General features: G+C 38.8%; 17 protein-coding genes. 15 read left to right on the forward strand and 2 right to left on the reverse strand.

The features are described from left to right. Nucleotides 1-76 precede the first annotated feature (76 nt). Complete coding sequence (locus IGJ99_RS05550; RefSeq protein ID WP_023519472.1) at nt 77-808, forward strand: alpha/beta hydrolase; 732 nt, start codon at nt 77-79, stop codon at nt 806-808. Nucleotides 809-1065: 257 nt separating this feature from the next. Here IGJ99_RS05550 and IGJ99_RS05555 read toward each other — a convergent pair whose 3' ends face one another. Next, nucleotides 1066-1287, reverse strand: a complete 222-nt coding sequence (locus IGJ99_RS05555; protein WP_010735774.1) for a ferredoxin — start codon at nt 1285-1287, stop codon at nt 1066-1068. A gap of 29 nt (nt 1288-1316) precedes the next feature. Here IGJ99_RS05555 and IGJ99_RS05560 point away from each other — a divergent pair, with 29 nt between their 5' ends. The 10 genes from IGJ99_RS05560 to IGJ99_RS05605 all read left to right on the forward strand — a co-directional run bounded on the left by IGJ99_RS05560 (nt 1317) and on the right by IGJ99_RS05605 (nt 11751). Beyond that, nucleotides 1317-2336 carry a helix-turn-helix domain-containing protein gene (locus tag IGJ99_RS05560; protein ID WP_010735773.1) on the forward strand — a complete coding sequence of 340 codons (1020 nt, stop codon included), beginning with the start codon at nt 1317-1319 and terminating at the stop codon, nt 2334-2336. Continuing rightward, on the forward strand, nt 2323-3714 hold the full coding sequence (locus IGJ99_RS05565; RefSeq protein ID WP_023519474.1) for a RecQ family ATP-dependent DNA helicase: 1392 nt from the start codon (nt 2323-2325) through the stop codon (nt 3712-3714). Before IGJ99_RS05560 ends, IGJ99_RS05565 begins: the two co-directional genes overlap by 14 nt. Before the next feature lie 84 nt (nt 3715-3798). Beyond that, nucleotides 3799-4434 carry an SAG1386/EF1546 family surface-associated protein gene (locus IGJ99_RS05570; protein ID WP_010735771.1) on the forward strand — a complete coding sequence of 212 codons (636 nt, stop codon included), beginning with the start codon at nt 3799-3801 and terminating at the stop codon, nt 4432-4434. 126 nt (nt 4435-4560) lie between these two features. Further along, the gene (gene cmk, locus IGJ99_RS05575; protein WP_010735770.1) at nt 4561-5241 is read left to right on the forward strand and encodes a (d)CMP kinase; all 681 of its coding nucleotides are present in this window, start codon (nt 4561-4563) and stop codon (nt 5239-5241) included. 133 nt (nt 5242-5374) lie between these two features. Next, nucleotides 5375-6607 carry a 30S ribosomal protein S1 gene (rpsA, locus tag IGJ99_RS05580; protein ID WP_010735769.1) on the forward strand — a complete coding sequence of 411 codons (1233 nt, stop codon included), beginning with the start codon at nt 5375-5377 and terminating at the stop codon, nt 6605-6607. A 211-nt stretch (nt 6608-6818) separates the two neighbouring features. Beyond that, entirely contained in the window at nt 6819-8129 is a 1311-nt protein-coding gene (der, locus tag IGJ99_RS05585) for a ribosome biogenesis GTPase Der (protein WP_010735768.1), read from the forward strand. 246 nt (nt 8130-8375) lie between these two features. Further along, the gene (locus IGJ99_RS05590) at nt 8376-8651 is read left to right on the forward strand and encodes an HU family DNA-binding protein (protein WP_002290178.1); all 276 of its coding nucleotides are present in this window, start codon (nt 8376-8378) and stop codon (nt 8649-8651) included. 227 nt (nt 8652-8878) lie between these two features. Beyond that, nucleotides 8879-9925, forward strand: a complete 1047-nt coding sequence (locus IGJ99_RS05595) for a hypothetical protein (RefSeq protein WP_137072176.1) — start codon at nt 8879-8881, stop codon at nt 9923-9925. After that, complete coding sequence (locus IGJ99_RS05600) at nt 9926-11185, forward strand: tetratricopeptide repeat protein (RefSeq protein ID WP_096081468.1); 1260 nt, start codon at nt 9926-9928, stop codon at nt 11183-11185. A gap of 5 nt (nt 11186-11190) precedes the next feature. Further along, nucleotides 11191-11751 (forward strand): YpiB family protein, encoded by a 561-nt coding sequence (locus tag IGJ99_RS05605; RefSeq protein ID WP_023519477.1) that lies wholly within the window; start codon nt 11191-11193, stop codon nt 11749-11751. A 724-nt stretch (nt 11752-12475) separates the two neighbouring features. Here IGJ99_RS05605 and IGJ99_RS05610 read toward each other — a convergent pair. Then, nucleotides 12476-13357 carry a YitT family protein gene (locus IGJ99_RS05610; RefSeq protein ID WP_153830375.1) on the reverse strand — a complete coding sequence of 294 codons (882 nt, stop codon included), beginning with the start codon at nt 13355-13357 and terminating at the stop codon, nt 12476-12478. 247 nt (nt 13358-13604) lie between these two features. On the opposite strand from IGJ99_RS05610, the gene IGJ99_RS05615 reads away from it, so the two are divergent. The 4 genes from IGJ99_RS05615 (at nt 13605) to IGJ99_RS05630 (ending at nt 16393) form a co-directional block, all read left to right on the forward strand. Beyond that, nucleotides 13605-13943: a nucleotide pyrophosphohydrolase gene (locus IGJ99_RS05615; protein WP_010735763.1), complete on the forward strand. Its 339-nt coding sequence runs from the start codon at nt 13605-13607 to the stop codon at nt 13941-13943. Nucleotides 13944-13962: 19 nt separating this feature from the next. Next, nucleotides 13963-15168: a CCA tRNA nucleotidyltransferase gene (locus tag IGJ99_RS05620; RefSeq protein WP_409173805.1), complete on the forward strand. Its 1206-nt coding sequence runs from the start codon at nt 13963-13965 to the stop codon at nt 15166-15168. 265 nt (nt 15169-15433) lie between these two features. Continuing rightward, entirely contained in the window at nt 15434-15889 is a 456-nt protein-coding gene (locus IGJ99_RS05625; protein WP_010735761.1) for a hypothetical protein, read from the forward strand. Between the two features lie 228 nt (nt 15890-16117). Further along, nucleotides 16118-16393, forward strand: a complete 276-nt coding sequence (locus tag IGJ99_RS05630) for a hypothetical protein (protein WP_010735760.1) — start codon at nt 16118-16120, stop codon at nt 16391-16393. Nucleotides 16394-16395: the final 2 nt, after the last annotated feature.

Here is a 16395-nt window from a genome sequence, read left to right on the forward strand (position 1 = left end):
AAAATCATTTGCAATTTTACCGTATTTTATTTAGTGTATAAGAGTATCAAATGAAAGATGACGGAAGGTGATGTTTTTGAAAATATTCAAAAGAGTCCTGATAGGATTAGTGCTCGTACTGGGATTAGGTGCTATTGGAGGTTATTTTTATTGGCAACAAAGTGTGTACGAACCATCGACTCAAGCAGAGCAATCATTTAAGCAAGGAATAGATAAAGAGGATTATTTATTATTCGAATCGCAAAAATCGGCGAAACATCCAATGGTGATTTTTTATCCTGGTGCGCTCGTCGAACCAGAAAGTTATAGTATATGGGCAGAGCAACTAGCAGAAAATGGCTATACGGTAGCCATTGCTAAAATGCCTTTTGAACTGGCGATCCTGAGTGGCAACAAAGCAGACAAAATCAGAGAGGATTTCAAAGATCAAGATTTTGTGATTGGAGGACATTCTTTAGGTGGGGTGATGGCAAGTCGTTATGCTAATGCAAATCTGGATGATGAACGATTAAAAGGTATTTATTTCATGGCAAGTTATCCGGATGAAAAGGGGACATTGGCAAAAACTGATTTACCGGTCATCAGTATCACCGGAAGTGAAGATGAAGTCATGAACCAAGAAGCAGCTGATGAAGCAAAAGCTTATTTACCTGAACAAACAGAATTTGTTTCCATCGCTGGAGGGAACCATGGCGGATTTGGTAGTTATGGTCATCAAAAAGGTGATGGTGAAGCAACAATCAGTAATGAAGACCAACAAACAGCAATCGTCACGACCATGATGAATTGGCTGAATCAAATCAAGTAAGAGCGTCACTTTTCGGACCGGCGAAAAGAAATGATCCGTTTATAATTGAAAATTTCACAAGCTGATCGGCGGATACAGACGTCTCAAAGGAAGCTCCTAGAAAAATAAGGCGTCATCCACAAAAAAATTTAAGAATCATTTTCGTGGATGACGCCTTATCACTTGAGGGGAATACGATTACCTCATCTATTTTTGTAACATAGAAAAACAAGTAGATCATCGGACAGTCCTGCTAAAAGTTAGTTGTAAGAGAGCGGTCAATTTTCTTTTTCCAATAAGATTGCTCGAACCGGACATTTTTGATAAGCTTTGGTTACGTTGGCTTCTTCTAAAGGCTGAACGAATTGTTGATGTGCTTCTGGTTCTTGTGCAAATAAGACGATTCCTTCTTCATCATAATCAAAGATATCAGGCGCCTCGATTTGACATAGACCACATGCGATACAACGTTCAGGAACTAATTTACATAATAATGACATATTCACCATCCTAACGTAAGGGGATTACTATGACTGAGTTTATTTTATCTTTATTTTCTTCAAGTGACAAGTTACGAGCAAGCTCACTCTATCAATTATTAAGTGGCAAGCGTACATCCTCGGTACTACTTTTTGGCTTTTTTCAGCGATTATTAGTTGTTCATGGTTGTTTTCCTTCACTTGAACAAGCAACGTTTGATACGCAGATCCAACAGATGATAGATGAGGGATTATTAAAGTGGGAAGACCGAGAGTTGCAACTGACGAAAAAAGGGGAAATGCGAAGAAAAAATAAATCCCTCCTTGGACTACACTATGATAAGTATGGACGTACAGCTACTGTTAGTTGGCGTTTGCTGAAATTCTATGTACAAGTCGTCTCTCACTTATCCGCCAATGAAACAGCTTATTTACCAGTAGAGACGGGTCCTTTTTATGCTTACCAAGTTAAGAGATGGTTGAAAGAAGCAACGTGTACCAAAACGGAGCTGGTTGCTCAAGTATCAAAGGAACTTTCTACTATTTTTACTCTGATGCCAGACGAACAAGCGAACTTCTTAGCGAACCAATTTTCTGGTAAAAAGCAAACAGGCTTACTCGCGTACCAACTGACTACCCTTGAAGATGGCACAGCTCAGCAATTATTCCAAGATCAGTGTATCCATCGCTTATTAGCGATTATCGAACAGCATTCAGATTTCTTATTATACGATTTGCTTGCACCGTTGCTTAGACAAAATTATAATCAAAGCATGTTGACGACGAGAGCATTGATTTTATCTGGGGATTCGGTGGAGCAAGTGATGGTGAAACGAGGACTGAAGAAAGGCACGATCAATGACCATTTGATTGAGTGGGCCATCTTTTTTGATGATTTTCCTTTTGAACGCCTGATCCACTCCGAGACAAGAAGATCTTTAGCTTCGTTGGATCGACCACTTCTTACGCTCAGATATAAAGATCTTGAAGGACAAACGATTGATTACGGAGAATTTCGTTTGGCACAAATCGAGGCATTTAAAGGAGGGGATAAAAATGGATTTGCTTGATCCATTGAAACAGTACTTTGGTTTTACCTCTTTTCGCCAAGGACAGGAAGAGATCATTTCCACCTTATTGAATCAGAAAGATGTTTTAGCGATCCTGCCAACTGGTAATGGCAAAAGTTTATGTTATCAGTTGACTGGCTATTTGCAAGATGGGATGGTATTGATCGTTTCTCCGTTACTCTCTTTGATGGAAGATCAAGTAGGGCAATTGCAAAAACGAGGGGAGAAAAGGGTGGTTGCCTATAATAGCTTACTCACTAGAAGTGAGAAACAGTATGTGTTAGCTCATTTATCCGAATATAAATTTGTCTTTGTCAGTCCCGAGATGTTGCAGCAACCGGAAGTGCTTCATGCCCTGAAGCAACAAAAAATCTCGTTGTACGTAGTCGATGAAGCTCATTGCGTGTCACAGTGGGGCATTGATTTTCGACCTGAGTATCAATCTCTCGGAAGAGTCGCAAAAGAATTAGGATCACCAACTACTTTAGCTTTGACGGCAACAGCCACGCGACCGGTACAAGAAGAGATCGAACACATTCTCTTTCGCACACAACCTGCCCTCGTCAAACATTCAGTTAATCGAGAAAACATCTCATTATTTGTCTTTCATACAGATGAAAAAGACCAGCAATTACGTCAGTTGATGGCACAAGCAGACGGAGCAATGATCATTTATTGCGCGACTAAAAAAGAAGTCGAACGTCTTTATCAACTGCTTCGCAAAGACTATGCTGTGGGGTATTATCATGGAGGGCTAGATGCCTCACAACGCCGCCAACTTCAACAACAATTCAGTCAAAATCAACTGCAATTTTTGATTGCGACGAATGCATTTGGTATGGGAATCGATAAAGCAGACATTCGGTATGTCATCCATTACGATCTACCAGATAGCCTGGAAAATTATATGCAAGAAATTGGTCGAGCAGGCAGAGATCAACAACCAAGTAGCGCTATCTTACTTTATCAACCAGGGGACGAAGGGATCCATTACTTTTTCCAACAATTATCTAAAGAACAACGTCAGATTTTCGAAGAACATCTGTCAACTGGGCAAACAGAGGCGCCCCAGTTCGATGAGATCCAGCAAAAATGGCTGATGCTGGTAAATGAAATGCAAAGTCCTGATACATGGCTTCTGCAATTAAAAAAACAAGAACAAGTGAAAATCAAGCAACTACAGCAGATGCTTGCTTATATCCATACAACATCATGTAGACGAGAACGTCTGATGGATTATTTCGGTGAAACCCTCAAAGAAAAACCTGAAAAATGTTGTGATCGAGATGGTGCGTCCTTATTTCTTTCTGAAACTGGACATACTAGTCCAACCGTAGAAGCAACAGACTGGCAAACCATTTTACTAAATTTATTTTAAAAAAATGGTGCGAGGTATTTTTTTCGTACAATCAAGATTATCCTATGGTATAATAACTAGGAAAGAATTTAGGAGGTCAATAAGGTGAGTAGAAAAGATAGACATCAATCATCAGAAAATAACGAAACACAAGAACCATGGGAGCAACCAATTTACGATACAGAGGATGAAGCATCTTCAAGAAGTACGCAAAGACAGCAAAAGAAAGGGAACACCCTGTTCTTATCGCTATTTTTGATTTTATTAGTTTTATGTATTGCCATTCCGGCAGGAGCTTACTTCTGGATCAGAAACGGATCAAGTAATAGTGCGACCGCTGCATCTTCTTCCTCTACGACTTCATCGATCGTAGAAAGTTCGACTGTAGAATCAACTGTAGAATCGACGACAGTTTCTAGTGAACCAACTTCTGATACACAATCAGTTGCTGGAGAAACAACACCCACGAGTGCTGTGACACCAGAAACAACACCATCTTCAACAGTAACAGAGCCAGAACAAACAACACCAAGCAGTGTGGCTCCACAAGAAACAACACCTACTTCAACACCAGAGGCAGGCACAGGTGTTTCAGGCTCAACCACAGTCGTTCAAGCGGGTGAAGGTCCTAGACAAGTAGCAGAACGCGCAGGCATTACAGTCGACCAATTGTTCCAATTGAACGGAATCGATCCAAACAACTACATGTTATATCCAGGACAAGAACTTAGAGTCCAATAAATGGAGTTAAAAAGATAATACTGAAGAGTTGTTTTTCCTCAGAGTATCTTCATAAAATGTAATTAAATAAGGAGCAGTGGCTTGAGCCACAGCCCCTTTTTTTTGAGAAAAGGGAGTTTATGAAAAATGACACGAATTAGTATCGCAATTGACGGTCCTGCCTCTTCAGGCAAAAGTACGGTAGCTAAAATCATCGCAAATGAATTGAACTATATTTATACAGATACGGGCGCGATGTATCGTGCAGTCACTTACTTGGCAATCAAACATCACATTGCTTTTTCAGATGAAACAGAGTTAGTCGATTTGATCAACAAACACCCGATTTCATTTGAGCAAATGGCGGATGGACAACATGTCTTTGTAGCTGGGCAAGACGTTACTTCAGATATTCGACAACCAGACGTTACACGAGCGGTCTCTGAAGTAGCTGCGCATTCAAAAGTACGCGAAGCTCTTGTTGCGATCCAGAAAAAAATCGGTGAAGATGGTGGTGTCGTCATGGATGGTCGAGATATCGGTACCGCTGTTTTACCAAAAGCCGAAGTGAAGATTTTCTTGGTAGCCAGCGTATCTGAACGGGCACAAAGACGACACAAAGAAAACCTTGAAAAAAATATTCCAACAGACTTAGAAGAATTGACAAAAGAAATACAAGCACGTGATGAATATGACTCTACTAGAAAAGTTTCACCCCTGAAGCAAGCAGAAGATGCGATACGGATCGATACAACCGGTAAAACGATTCAAGAAGTTGTCCAAGCGATCAAAGAAGTGATTCAACAAAAAGGATATTTTCTTGACTAAATAGAAAAAAAGCGAAGAATCCGACCATTTTAATGGAAAACAAACGAAATCGCTTTATTTTTTTTAAATAATCAATTAAACTATAGGCAGTACCGTAGTTAACGGCAGAATGTTGGTTAGGAGGACAAGTGTTATGACAGAATTTGAACAAAATCAGACAGATAACAACCAATCTATGGAAGATGCAATGAATAGCGTTCAAGAAGTGAGCGTTGGCGATGTCGTCAAAGGAGAAGTTTTAGTTATTGAAGACAAACAAGCCATCGTTGGAATCGAAGGAACGGGTGTTGAAGGCGTAGTTCCTGCAAAAGAATTATCTACTTTACCGGTTGAAGATATCAACGAAGTGGTAAAGGTTGGCGATACGTTAGATCTAGTCGTGATCAGCACGATTGGTAAAGACAAAGAAAACGGAAGTTACCTTTTATCAAAACGACGCTTAGATGCGAAAAAAGTTTGGGAGGATATCGAAAAAGATTTCCAAGCTGGAAACATCATCGAAGCACCAGTGACAAATGTAGTTAAAGGTGGTTTAGTTGTCGATGTCGGTGTTCGTGGATTTGTTCCGGCATCAATGGTAGAAGATCATTTTGTCGCTGATTTTTCTGAATACAAAGGAAAAACGATGACATTCAAAATCGTTGAAATCGAACCATCAGAAAATCGCTTGATCCTTTCACACAAAGCAGTCGTTGAAACAGAAAAAGAAGCACAGAAAAAAGAATTACTATCAACTATCCAAGAAAATGACGTGATCGAAGGACGCGTTGCTCGTATCACAGATTTTGGTGCGTTTGTTGATTTAGGCGGCATCGATGGATTAGTACACGTTTCTGAGATTTCTCACGGACATGTTGCTAAACCCGGTGATGTTTTAGCTGTTGGCGATGAAGTGAAAGTCAAAGTTCTTTCAATCAATCCAGAACAAGGACGTATCTCATTATCGATCAAAGACACATTGCCTGGACCTTGGACAGATATCGAAACAAAAGCTCCAGTAGGCGCTGTACTTGAAGGTAAAGTGAAACGATTAACTAGCTTTGGTGCCTTTGTTGAAGTATTCCCAACAGTGGAAGGGCTTGTCCACATCTCACAAATCTCACATAAACACATCGCGACACCACATGAAGTGTTGCATGAGGGCGATGATGTCCAAGTGAAAGTTTTAGAAGTCAATCCAGAAGAGCATCGGATTGCATTAAGTATCAAAGCATTAGAAGAAAAACCTGCTTCTGATAAAGAACCAAAAGAAGTTGAGTCTTATGAGTTACCTGAAGAAAACACAGGATTTACAATGGGTGACATCTTAGGCGAAGCCTTAAAAGGGGAAGTAGAAGAAACAGCAACAGATGATTCTGAAAAATAAATGAATGATCGTTCCCGAAGCGCAATTTACAGCATCAAGGGAAGTTGTACATGTGTAAAACAAGTGGTCTGGGGATTACGCCCCAGACCATTTTCTTTTGTAATAGGCAGTGATCCAGAAAAATACTTGAATGTTCACCGATCTAAGCTTGAAAGTTCGCGAAGTATTCGGTACACTAAGTGAGATTGGAAACATGTGAGGAGGAAAAAATATGGCAAATCCAACAATTGCAATCGTTGGTCGCCCAAACGTCGGTAAGTCGACGATTTTTAACCGTATCGCCGGTGAGCGTATTTCGATTGTCGAAGATACTCCAGGAGTTACTCGTGATCGTATTTATGCTAAAGGGGAATGGTTAGGTCGTGATTTCAGTATTATTGATACTGGTGGGATCGACTTAGGCGATGAACCATTTATGGATCAAATCAAGCACCAAGCAGAAATCGCAATCGATGAAGCAGACGTAATCGTCTGTGTCGTCAGTGGCCGTGAAGGCATCACTGATGCAGATGAAGTCGTAGCAAAAATTTTATATCGCAGCAATAAACCGGTGATCTTAGCCGTTAATAAAGTCGACAATCCTGAAATGAGAAACGATATCTATGAATTTTATGCACTAGGTCTAGGTGATCCTTACCCTGTATCTGGAAGTCATGGATTAGGGATCGGCGACATCTTAGATGAGGCAGTGAAATTCTTTGATGAAGAAGCAGAAGAAGAAGAGGATGATACCATCAAATTCAGTTTGATCGGTCGCCCGAATGTAGGGAAATCTTCCTTGATCAATGCGATCCTAGGTGAAGACCGAGTGATTGTTTCGGACATCGAAGGAACGACGCGTGATGCTATCGATACGCACTTCGTCTCAGAAGACGGTCAAAAATTCATGATGATCGATACAGCTGGAATGAGAAAACGTGGGAAAGTTTATGAAACCACAGAAAAATACAGCGTGATGCGTGCCATGCGTGCGATTGACCGTTCAGACATCGTGTTAATGGTCTTGAACGCAGAAGAAGGCATCCGTGAACAAGATAAACGAGTAGCTGGCTATGCGCATGAAGCTGGCCGTGGTGTGATCATCGTTGTCAATAAATGGGATCTAGTAAAAAAAGAAACGAATACGATGCGTGACTTCGAACAAGAGATCCGTGAAGAATTCCGTTACTTAGACTATGCGCCGATTCTGTTTGTTTCAGCTGTGACTAAGCAACGATTAGAACGTTTGCCTGAAATGATCGAAGAAGTGAGTATGAACCAAAACTTACGTGTTTCTTCAGCAGTCTTGAATGATGTGATCATGGATGCCGTAGCGATCAACCCGACACCGACAGATAAAGGTAAACGATTAAAGATTTTCTATGCCACACAAGTTGCAGTTAAACCGCCAACCTTTGTTGTTTTTGTTAATGAAGAAGAATTGATGCATTTCTCTTATGAACGTTTTTTGGAAAATCAAATCAGAAAAGCATTTACGTTTGAAGGAACTTCGATCCGAATTATTCCACGTCGAAGAAAATAGGCATTTTACCATAGTAGTCCGTTTTTTTCAAAAAAAATAAGCATATTTTTGTATTACGTTTTTATGACTAAAAAAAGCGGTTAAATAATGCCAAAAACCTTGCTATTAAGCGATTCATATGATATCGTGATAACAGAATATTGAAACTTAATCAATATTTCTTATAAACTTCTGGACCACTCAGAAAGTTTTTAAACTAAAATGATGTTCCTATCATATCTCTTGTTGGAGGAGGTGAATCTATCCATGGCAAATAAAGCAGAATTAATCGAAAAAGTTGCTTCAGCTACAGATTTAACTAAAAAAGACGCAACTGCAGCAGTTGACGCTGTATTTTCAACTATCCAAGATGCTTTAGCTAACGGCGAAAAAGTTCAATTAATCGGTTTTGGTAACTTTGAAGTACGCGAACGCGCGGCTCGTAAAGGACGTAACCCACAAACTGGTGAAGAAATCGAAATCCCAGCTAGCAAAGTACCTGCATTTAAACCAGGTAAAGCATTGAAAGACGCTGTTAAATAAGACAGTTGAAAAAGCGCTTGTGGCTACGGCTACAGGCGCTTTATTTTTTATATAGATGGATAAAAGAGGCGGAAAGCAGTAGAAAGGCAACAACCAAATGGAACTCGTTACATACCAAATAAAAGAATAGAGTTGATCAAAAAAGGCATGGGTTCATTCACTCGTTTTTCTTATTCTTTTTTTATTTTACTTACTAATGGTAAAATAAAAGAAAAGGGGAGGGCAACATGGAGTTATCCTATCGCTACCAACAAGAAGAAACAACAATCTTTTATGGGGAAACATTTGTCAGTCAGTTGAAAAATGAATCGATTGATCAAGCGATTCTTTTTTTAACGAACCAACGTTATTATGATCTATACGCTGAGAAAATGACACAGTCATTCACGAACAAGTTAGCGATTGATTGGTATATTTGTGGCAATACGCAGTGTAATCAATTATCTGAATTGCATAGCCTCTTGTCCTATGCGAGACGCTATCCTGAAAATCGACCGCTTTTAGTAATAGGTTTTGGCAATGAGGGAATTATGGAGTTGGCGGGCTTCTTTCAAAAACATACGTATCTTCAGACTACACTTTGGTTGATCCCCGTCTCGATCCGCTCCATGGCACGGGCACTTAATCCTCAATGCGAGATTTTACATGGGTCGAACGAATCGGCTCTTCAAACGACGAACCTTCCAGAACGGATCATTTATGATCGGACGATCAGTGAAAAACAAATCGAAGGGAAACAAATCGATTTTTTGATTTTTATCTGTTGTGGTTTAGTCTGTGATCATCCGTTTCTTCAAAATCTTTACAAAAATTATCCGAATCGCGAAAAATTATTCAATCGTCCTTTTGCTGGCATGCTAGAAGAAATCATTTATTTTTATCAAGAAGACGCTGAACAAGTGGCAAATTATGGTAAACTATTTGAGCAAGCTTTTTATCTGACTGAAAATAGTCATTTGCTTTCCGCCAGTATGAAAAAATTTTTAGGTATCTTGATGCAACTTATCTGGAATTCAGAAATCAAGTCGCTTTCTTTCCAATTGAAGAATTTTTTTATCTGGCTGCAGCATCTAGGTTATCCAATTATTTGGCCTGAAGAGATATCAAAAATGGATTATCTAGAAAATGTGCTGGTTTTAGCAGAAAAGAGCAAAAAAATTCTCGTTTTGGAAAAAATTGGTATAATAGATGGATATCAATTGCCAAACGAGCAAGAACTATTGAAAACAATGGCGTCCTATGAAAGGATCGTTCAAGAGATTAGAGGGATTTAGATGATGACAAATAGTGAAAAAATGCTACAAGCATTAGCAGACGAAAATTTGACAGAAGCAAATGAATATTTGGCAAAGGCGCTCCAAGAAGATCCGGCTGATGTGTTACATGAGTTAGGAGAAGAATTATTAGCCATCGGTTTTTTAGAAGAAGCAAAAGCAATTTTTGAACATCTGCTAACTGTATCGCCTGAAAATGATGAATGGAATATTCCGTTGGCAGAGATCGCTATCGAAGACAATGAGATCGATCAGGCATTTGACTATTTAGAAAAAATCCAGCAAGATAGTGAGTACTATCCACAAGCACTATTAGCAATCGCTGACTTGTACCAAGTAATCGGTATTCCTGAAGTAAGTGAAGCAAAATTGAAAGAAGCAGCGAAGCTATTACCAGAAGAACCATTGATTCAATTTGCATTGGCTGAATTGTATTATTCAGTTGACCGTTTCAATGAAGCTTCCGCACTTTACGAAATGTTGTTAGCAAATGGTATAGAAGAAATTTCTAGTATTTCCATGCAAGAACGCTTAGGACAATCGTTGAGTATGCAAGGGGATTTTGAAGCAGCAATCCCACCACTGGAAGCAGCTTTAGCCGAAGAGCGGACAGATGATCGTTTGTTCCAATTAGCGTTCACGAATCTACAATTACATGAGAACGAAAAAGCTATCAATTATTTGCAAGAGTTACGGGAATTGAATCCACAGTATCAATCCTTATACCTTTATCTAGGTCAGGCCCTTCAAGAAGAAGAGATGATCGAAGAAGCACAACAAGTCTTAGAAGATGGTATCAAAGAGAATCCATTCCAAGTAGAACTTTATCACCTAGCTTCGGAAAATGCCTTTCGTCTACATGACAAAGAAAAAGCAGAGAAGTTACTACTTGATGCCTTGAACGTCGGCGACAAACAAGATGAAACGTTGTTGACGTTGAGTAATCTTTACTTGGATCAAGAACGTTATGAAGACGTTGTTCAAACAGTCAACCAAATGGAAGAAGTTGCTAATCCATATGCAGAATGGAACCTCGCTCATGCCTATAATCAATTAGAAGATTTTGCGGTAGCAGCAGTCCACTATGAACAAGCAGCCCACGAATTAGATCATGAGCCAGATTTCTTGAAAGAATATGCTTTATTCTTACGTGAAGAGGGCCAATTAGCAAAAACACGAGAATTATTGGAACAATATTTAACTTATGAACCAGGGGATATGGAGGTATTGTCGCTATTAGATGATTTAACAGAGAGGTGATGAATATGTTGATTGATGTTAAAGAAAAGAAGAATTTCTTAACTTGGATGGTTAACCATGTCTCTTTCAGTCGTAGAGAAGTATTTTGGATTTTGAACTATCTGGCAAATCATGAAGCAATCTTACACAATGTGCGTTTTGTTGAAGGTGCAAACTTAACAAGACGTGGTTTACAGATCACCGATCTTTCCTATGAAGGTGAGCCGATGAAGCTATTTTTAGATGGAAAGGAATTTACTGACACTGATCAGATCTTCCACGAAATCCGTCTGAATTGGAAAAATCCACTCTATGTCGAATGCCTTTTTGAAAATGCGTGGCAAACGAAAGAATATTTAGAAATCATCGAAGATAACCCGTTAGCCTCATGGGAAGATGCAATCAGCGAAGAATCAACAGAATTAATCGAGCATTATTTCCAAGAAAAAGAGCAAGCAGCTAAACTAAACATGCTTTACCAACAGATCGATCAGGCATTAGAAGAAGGCGATAAAGATGCGTTTCTTGAACTATCTGATGAAGTGAACCGCATGATTCTTCAAGCGCCACAGAAGAGTAAGAGCTGAGTGTGGGGAAAGCTGACCAGGGAAAAGTAACATTATGATAAGTAAGTAACTATAGTGAAAATATATATAATAAAGTCTAGGCTTCCTTCCGAGTAATATTCGTAAAGGAAGCCTAGTTTTTATTAAGTTTTTTGGTCAACAAAAAATGGATTTCAATAACAAAATTTCTTAAAAAGCTTATTATAATCAAATTTGTTCCAGAATATCTCTGGTCGCTTCCCTAAATTCCTTTGGTTGATCCGTATGAACGAAATGTCCAGAGATCTTTACATATTCTAGATTTTTGGAAGGTGCGTTGATCTGTTAGAAATGTATACATATTTGATTCCAGTGATATTTTCAGATAGTAATATAGGCTCTCTTAAATATTATCAGTTATATTTTAAATAGTGCATCTATCTTTCATTCTGTGCAAAAAAATATGAAACGATAAAGCTATTGATCAAAAAAAGATGTGACATAAGTATCCAGCTATGGGAAATAAGCGTGAATCCCAAAAATTTGAAGAGCCATTTTCGTTTTTCACGCTTATTTATGAAGGTAAGCTTGTGGAGCACCATATATTCGGTTTTAGGAAGTACAAAAGGCCTAATCGCCCAGGTACTTCTGAATGAACTGAGAATATCTCTAAGTAGACATGTGCAACTCCTTGATCATGAAGTACGCAGAACTACGTTATTCTATATACGTAGAAAGCTTCAGTATCAGGTTGATTGATTCAAAATCATTCTGTTATTTTTTTAAATCGCCTCGTTTGTGGTTTAAGATAGGTAAAGCCTTCTCCTTCTACTTCATGGACATTTAGAATTGAAAGAAAGGCATGTTCGTCAATTTCATGAATGATCCGTTTTACTTCGTTTAATTCCCTGGCACTTACCACCATATAGATCATTTTTTTATCGACACCAGAAAAGCCACCTTCTCCATGCAAGAATGTGACACCACGTTGTAAGCCGGTCATCAATAAAGGTGCAATTTCCTCACTTTTATTTGAGACTACCAGAATCCCTTTGGCAGAGTAACCACCATCAAGGATAAAATCGATGACACGACTAAATACATAGGAAGCGATTAACGTGTACATCATCCGCTTCAAATCGATATAAGTTAATGAAGCAAGTAAAACGATGACATCAAAAGCTAAAAGGGAACGTCCCATAGAGATTCCATGATTTTTCTCAAGTATCCGAGCGATGATGTCACTTCCTCCTGTAGTACCTCCCATACGATAAACGATCCCGCTGCCGACTCCGGCAATCAGTCCTGCAAGTAAAGAGACGATCAGTAAATCATGCTCTAAGTTGATTTGTAAGGGAATCCTTTGCCAAATCCATAAGAAGGCAGAAAGCGAGACAGTGCCTAAGACAGTATACGCGAGCGCGCGTTTTCCTAAGATTTTTCCGCCTAGTAGGATCAATGGAATATTAATCAATAAAGTAGAATAAGCTGGGTCGATATGAAAAAGAGCACGCAAAATCAAGGTAATACCTGAAACTCCACCCTCGGCTAGCTGGTTTGCGATATTCAAATAGACTAGTCCAAAAGCATAAATACTTGTTCCTAAAATAATAAAAAAAACTTCTTTCATTGTTTTCAATGATGTCATCGAATCCCCACTTTCTACTATATGATATGATTCATTGTGCAACAAGCGGTATATCCTAGATATAGACCTAGGGATTAGGACACTGGTTCTTCATTTTTATAGTTATAGAATAGACCAAGTTGGCTTGTTGCTAAGAATTTATTAAGTATACCTAACATAATGTAGCATGTATTCTTTGTTTTCACAATTGCACTTCTTGCGGTTTTGCTGTAAAGTTTTTTAGGAAGAGATGATTGGAGGGTTCTTAATGAAAGAAGAGCGTTCACTAAAAAGTATGCAAGAAGAGGTCGATGCGTACATCCAACAATTTAAAGTTGGGTATTTTTCGCCATTGGCGCAAATGGCACGTCTGACCGAAGAAGTAGGTGAATTGGCACGAGAGGTCAATCATTCATATGGCGAAAAAAGTAAAAAAGCAACAGAACCTAGTAATTCAGTGGCAGAAGAATTAGGCGATGTTCTATTTGTAACAATGATCATGGCAAACTCGTTAGGAATTGATTTGACGACGGTATTTGAAAAAAATATGGAGAAGTTCAATCGAAGGGACCATCATCGTTTTGCCCGAAAAGATGAGGAACAGTGAGAGGATAGAAGGAGTAAAAATGAGACTAAATGAATTACCGATCGAATATAAAAAAGCAATTCCAGTAATAAGAAAAATTGAGGCAGCTGGATTTGAGGCGTACTTTGTTGGTGGTAGTGTGCGGGACACGTTACTCGGACAAAAAATTCATGATGTAGATATTGCTACTAGTGCGTTTCCAGAGGAAATCAAGCAGTTGTTTCCAAAAACGATCGATATCGGGATAGAACATGGAACGGTTCTCGTCTTGCATGAAGAGGAGCAATATGAGATCACGACATTTCGTACGGAATCGACTTATCAAGATTATCGGCGTCCTGATAGTGTTTCATTTGTTCGTACACTAGAAGAGGATCTAAAGCGCAGAGACTTTACGATCAATGCTTTTGCTTTGAAAGAAGATGGTGAGATCATTGATTTATTCGACGGGTTAACTGATTTAGAAAATCACGTCTTACGAGCAGTTGGACGACCTTTCGAGCGATTTCATGAAGATGCTTTACGAATGATGCGTGGGCTTCGTTTTGTGAGTCAGCTAGGGTTCAAATTGGAAGAAGAAACGGCCAAGGCGATCGAAGACAACCATGCGTTATTGGACAAAATCTCTGTTGAGCGAATGAATGTTGAATTTATCAAAATGCTTTTAGGGGATTTTCGTAATCATGGCTTGGCCGCATTTGTCGAAACAAAATGTTACATCTATTGTCCACAATTAAAAGAAGATGGTGAGGCATTATTAAGATTTGCCGATTTACCATCTATTCCATTAAAAAAAGAAAGTCAAGCTTGGGCATTATTACTCAATCAACTCGGTCGATCTGAGCAAGAGGTGGCACCTTTCTTAAAAGCATGGAAATGTTCCAACCAAATGATTCGAGAAGTCCAACGTTTGGTCAAAGGATTGGCGAAGCGACAAGAACGACGATTAACACCATTGGAGATTTATCATCTTGGAAAAGACGCATCGTTGGATGTGGAAGAATTGATGATTTACTTCCAACAAACCCCTGACACAACAACTGTGCTAGACATCTATCATGCACTTCCTATCAAGACAATGGGTGAGTTGGCGATTGATGGCAAGGTGTTATTAGCTACGAGTGAAAAAAAACCAGGTAAATGGGTCAGTGAAGCGTTAGCACTTGCGGAGTCAGCGGTAGTGAACGGACTGGTACAGAATGAACAAGCTGCATTATTAACCTATCTGAAAGAGCAACAAGGTTAGTCAACGAAATCGTGACAATCACTAATTACGTCTGTTTGGCGGGCTAATCATATACTGACATGGCTAAATTAAGGGCATGAAAGTTATCTATAGAAGCGTTTGGCTTTTTTGTAGGATGTTTCTCATGTCCCTTTTCTCTTTTAGAGGAGGATTGTTATCAAAAAAGCTGACAGAAAAGCAAACATGAGAGATGACCGCTTTTGTTGTTTTATGCTAAACTAGTAATGAAACAGAATATAATGCGTCAAAAAAGGAGATTTTTTTAATGAGCAAAGAAATGACAGCGCTAAAATTTTATTTCCGTAACGGCGAAACATGGACGATCAATCGTCGTCACATCGGCGACCTTTGGATCAAACAAATCACGACAAGTTTTGGTCGTATCAATGGGAGTGAATTTATCGAGATCCATCCATGTGCCGGTTTTAAAATCGAAATCTTCCATGAGGGAGATTCAGTAGCTACTCATGATATCAATCTAGGTGGTTTGGAAATGGGTATGTTCAATCGTGCTTTGAAATATGAAGATATTGAACGTATGGAAATCTTGTATCGCAATGGTACACCTGATCTAGTATACTTCCCTTACTTGGACAAAGGAACAGAGGGATTAGATAATCAATATCAATCAACAAAAATCAGTGAAAAAACTGGTAACTTATACATTGTGATCAACCCAGAACAACGTGTTGACGATGTTTATGGCGAATATTTCGAATAAGAGCGAATGACGTTTAAAAATAGCACATGCAAAACTTTTGAATGGGTTTTGCATGTGTTTTTCTTTTGTCTTTATTTTACGATTACAGTTGATATTTTATAGTGATTGGACTAGAATGAGTTTCTAGAATTGAAACGAATACTTCATCCTAAAAGTAAAAAGGTTTTAGTTGCATTCTAAAAACTTTTTGCTATAATTGGTGCAGTTTGAATATAGGAGATCTTGAAAATGAGAGAGAGTTTTGAAGAACAAAAGAAACGACTGGTTGATCACTATGGTACTTTTTCAATGGAAGATCGTCGCCAGATCTTATGTAAGTTGCGTAAAAGGAATATCTTGATGTATCGTCAATTAGGACGCTTGAAACACGAATTGCTCCGTTTAGAATCAAAACGTGTGCAATGTGAGTTAGATGGTCGGGTGACCCAAGCGGAAATTGTTGAAAACAAAATTTTAAAGAAAAAAGAGCAATATTTGAAAGTTCTTGCACAAAATAAAAAATAAAG

The sequence above is a fragment of the Enterococcus sp. AZ095b genome (assembly GCF_051714725.1).
GTDB lineage: Bacteria > Bacillota > Bacilli > Lactobacillales > Enterococcaceae > Enterococcus_B > Enterococcus_B pernyi.